This window comes from Paenibacillus sp. P4_E11, from assembly GCF_056401635.1.
Window position 1 is genome coordinate 1 of sequence record NZ_JBFUIX010000294.1, and the last position, 2,979, is coordinate 2,979.

The window sequence follows — 2,979 nt, forward strand, 5'->3', positions numbered from 1 at the left end:
GCATAAATGCAGGAGTAAAGCGATGACTCCGACAATAATTCCGTATAACCCGAAGGAGGCAGCAAGTCCCATTAGAGGGAAACGAAGCATACGGAATGAATTCGCTATGCTGTAAGCTGGAAACGAAAAACTGCTGATAGCCGTAATGGCAACCACAATAACCATTGCGGGGGATACAATTCCTGCCTCAACTGCTGCCTGCCCAATAACTAAGGTGCCGACTACGGATACCGCGGGTCCAATTGTTCTGGGCATACGGATACCAGCTTCACGCAATATTTCGAAAGCTATTTCCATTAGGAGCGCTTCGAAGAAGGCCGGAAATGGAACACCTTCCCGTTGAGCAACCAAGCTGATCAGCAGATTAGTAGGCAGCATTTGTTGGTGAAATGTAGTCAAAGCAATGTATAGAGATGGAGCAATAAAAGCAATAATCATCCCGATGTAGCGAAGAATCCGAATCAGACTGCTGATATCGGCTCGGTGGTAATAATCCTCAGGCGCATGCAGAAAGGACACGAACAGAGCAGGAACAACCAGTACAAACGGGGTCCCATCCACAAAAATAGCTACCTTTCCCTCTAACAACTCAGCTGCAATAACATCCGGTCGTTCAGAATTGAAGACGGTCGGGAAGGGGGTATAAGTCTCATCCTGAATCAATTCCTCTACATATCCGCTTTCCAGGATCCCGTCAATGTCAATTCGATCAAGGCGCCTATGGACTTCCTGTACGATTGCGTCTTCCGCAATCCCTTTTATGTACATAACCGCAACCTGGGTTTGGGTTTCCCGTCCGATTTGTTTCGTCTCCATCCATAGATTGGGGCTTCTTATTTTACGTCGAACCAAGGCTGTGTTGGTACGGAGCGTCTCTGTGAACGCTTCCCGCGGACCGCGGATGACCGACTCGATTGAAGGCTCCGAGACAGTGCGGTCCTTCACCCCTTGCGCGTTTGCTGCGATCCCTTGTGCATGCCCTTCCAGCAAAATAACGGAAAACCCTAATGCTAATGAACGATATAGGCTTTCAAAATCAGTAACATCATTGACCGTTCTTATCGATAAAACAAAATCTTTCAGGGATTGTAAGAGCAGCGGGTTATCGGAATTACTCTCATCCACCGACATTTGGATATTGAATGATATAGAATCCTTAATCAGATCTGTGATCGTTGTCTCATCAACCAACCCATCGATGTATATTACAGCAATATGGATACGGCCTTCAGGGCCGATGCGAAGTTCCTTGATCATGAGATCTGAGCTGCTTCCGAATGTCATTTTGATCTCATGGATGTTGTCCTTTAGGGTTGTGTATAAAGATTTCGATGCAGGGTTCACTAGTTGTTGACTTTGTTGTTGAATGTGTTCTTCAAATCGATTCGTTTTGGTAGATTTCATAATCATTTTACGAGGGAAGCGCATCATCATTCCTCTTTCAACATGGACTCAAGATGCTAATTAATTACACATACAAGTATTACCTTTCTGATCTGCACATAACCGCGAGTATTAAATATTTCATCGAAATATCAAGCGATAACAACTTAGTTCAGAGTTTGTTCAGATTAATAACGAATCGTTTCAAAGCAGGTCCATATGTCTGCTAAGATGTACCTGTGTCGGTTCAAGTCAGGAGGAATGGGATTGAAACAAAAACAAACAAGACAAGCAAAAGTGGACACGTGGAGCACGTAAAGGCGTGTTGCTCCTTACGATGCTGCCCGTATTGGCTGGTGGTGACCAACGTCTCTGAGGTTCAATTATGGGTGGAGCCAGGAGTAGTGCAAGCGCAGGACCGCATATGAAAGCACGAGTGTCAGCGAACCGACCATTGATGAAATGGAAGTATACTATGTTACAGACGGTACGGCGCCGAKCGCGGCTCCTGCAGGGCTGTAACTGGTGAATCATGTCAAGTCATTTTGTTCGGGTGTGAACGGCATGAGCGCGATTTGCAATTCGGCGAGATCACCCGACGCCAGATCGAACTCTATGAAGCGATAACGGCTGAAGGCCGAAGCATCTTGCTGCAAAGTGAAAAGCGACCGGAAACGGATGGGCAAAATGTATTGCTTTCGCTTGAAGCGATCTGGTCTATGTACGAAGCAGCTACGGCGTAACGGCTAAACCGCCGTAGGCAGACCTGGAGGAAAAGATAAGAATGATTCCATTGACATGTATAACTTGGCCTTATTCGCGATATAAATTTTGAAAGGGCCTTGCAACGTATTTTAGCTGCAGGTTACCAGTATGTCGCTTTCGGTTTACCCCATGATATGATCCCGGGAATGTTCGGCATTAGTTGTTTTTAGCGCAGTCGCCTTTTTGGAACGAGTGGTTCAACGTATTGATTTATATACGCGATAGGTCGATGTTTTACAAATCATTTTTATTAATAAGGTGGAATGACATGGACAACCGGGATGCACAGGATAACATGGATGAACAGAGGGGAACGAGAATCAGTCGGCGAAAGCTGATCGCTGCGATTGGCGGTGCAGGGGCTGCCATGGTCTCGTTCGGGATGTTAAGAGGGATCTCAGCGAATGCAATGGGTGGTCCGGGCTCCGTCCCTGAGTCGCTATATGAAGCTATGTACGGAGGCAGCGATCCTGGACCGAAGACGAACTCGATTCGCGTCCAGTGGTATGATGTGCAGGATTATCAGGTGAAGGGAGACGGCACGACGGACAATGCTACCGCATTATCAGAGCTTATAACCGAACGTATATCTGGAACGGGGAGTACGCTATATTTTCCTGCAGGGGAATATCGATTTGGCCTGAATCTTGTTTTCCCGGATCATATAAGGCTGATTCTGGATAAAGGAGCGCTGCTGGTTCCAGATGCGGGCGTAACGATCACCATTCAAGGTCCGATAGATGCAGGGCTTTATGCGATTTTCGGAGGAGAAGGGAGCACGATTCCCGAGAATTCTGACGTTTATAATCCGGTTCATTTCGGTGCTGCAGG

The 2,979-nt window shown here is 46.7% G+C and carries 3 protein-coding genes; 2 read left to right on the forward strand and 1 reads right to left on the reverse strand.

Annotated elements, in window-relative coordinates:
* The coding region (locus tag AC1DWB_RS33035; RefSeq protein ID WP_477545331.1) for a spore germination protein at positions 1-1,410 on the reverse strand (1,410 nt) is incomplete at its 3' end.
* A gap of 548 nt (positions 1,411-1,958) precedes the next feature.
* Between AC1DWB_RS33035 and AC1DWB_RS33040 the strand changes: the two genes are divergently transcribed.
* Positions 1,959-2,126: a hypothetical protein gene (locus tag AC1DWB_RS33040; protein ID WP_477545329.1), complete on the forward strand. Its 168-nt coding sequence runs from the start codon at positions 1,959-1,961 to the stop codon at positions 2,124-2,126.
* 290 nt (positions 2,127-2,416) lie between these two features.
* A partial coding sequence (locus AC1DWB_RS33045) for a glycosyl hydrolase family 28-related protein (protein WP_477545330.1) occupies positions 2,417-2,979 on the forward strand: 563 nt, incomplete at its 3' end.